At 36.9% G+C, this 1,064-nt stretch carries 1 protein-coding gene; it reads right to left on the bottom strand.

Translation table 11 applies throughout. From position 1 onward, the window contains the following. Positions 1-826: 826 nt before the first annotated feature. Positions 827-1,042 carry a hypothetical protein gene (locus EOL86_15540; GenBank protein ID NCD26983.1) on the bottom strand — a complete coding sequence of 72 codons (216 nt, stop codon included), beginning with the start codon at positions 1,040-1,042 and terminating at the stop codon, positions 827-829. Positions 1,043-1,064 lie beyond the last annotated feature (22 nt).

Raw genomic sequence — 1,064 nt, 5'->3', positions numbered from 1 at the left:
CCTGCACTGCATACAGGCTACTGATATATGAAAAGGCTTCTGACTCTGGCTTAGTTGAATCAACTGCACCAATGAACCTTTTGGCTTGCCCCTTTTTTGGCCTGTGCCTTGTACCTACCTTCAGTGTCAGATTGTCAGACTTCAGATAGTCATTATCAAGTTTGTATTTTCCTTCTAACTGGATTGCTTCTTTTGTTTGCATAGCTGTTTTCCCTTCTACTATGTAGTAGTTTGATATTCACTACAGTCAGAAAAGGATTGCTGTTTTCATATATTCATATGCATAAGCTATTGCGTGTATTTCAATTTACTGATATCATGAGTAATAGATTCAGTGATAAATGAAGCACTTGCAATTCAACCGCCTTACCAGCGGTTTTTTGCTTTTATAAGCCCCTATTTCTAACTGTTTTTTATGTTAGAAGTGCATGGTATGTTTGTTAGGCCGTATTTTGATTGTCGTCACAATACTGTTTTTTACCTTAAACAGCACAAGTAGATTCAGCGATAAATAAACTATGCACTTAAAGAGTATTTATCAGCTGTTTATACTATAGCTTTACAAGCGGTTTAAGTCAATAGCCACCAGCACTTTGGTGAGTAACTCTGATTGAATCCTATTGAATAATTCCTACTATATCTGACTATATAAACAGCTCCTGCACCCCTGTTCATTTATAGAGTGAGTTTCCTACAATTTCCTACATATTCCGATAGTATTATTTCCGACTATATCCGCATGTATTTGCATTGTAGTATCTGAACCAGCTCAGCCGGATTCCGTCCGGTTTATTATAGCCTTGTTCATCAGTGCTATTTTGTGATTTTATTTCTTATTGAACCCTTTTCCCTTTATAACTTTTTCTTTTATAACTTTTCCTTCTATAGGATTTACAGAGGTAGATTCAGCGGCATTTTCTCCATTTTTCTCCGTATATTTTCCATATATATCCATAGAATCATTATCACCACCGGCCAGCATATTATCAGCCCCATGATTCCGATTCATAAGCATGCCAGTCAGCTGCTGCTGCTGATTCACAATCTGCTGAATAGTTTGCTGC

It is taken from the genome of Deltaproteobacteria bacterium, from assembly GCA_009930495.1.
In the GTDB taxonomy this organism is placed as follows: domain Bacteria; phylum Desulfobacterota; class Desulfovibrionia; order Desulfovibrionales; family Desulfomicrobiaceae; genus Desulfomicrobium.
This window is presented reverse-complemented; position numbering and strand designations above follow the sequence as displayed.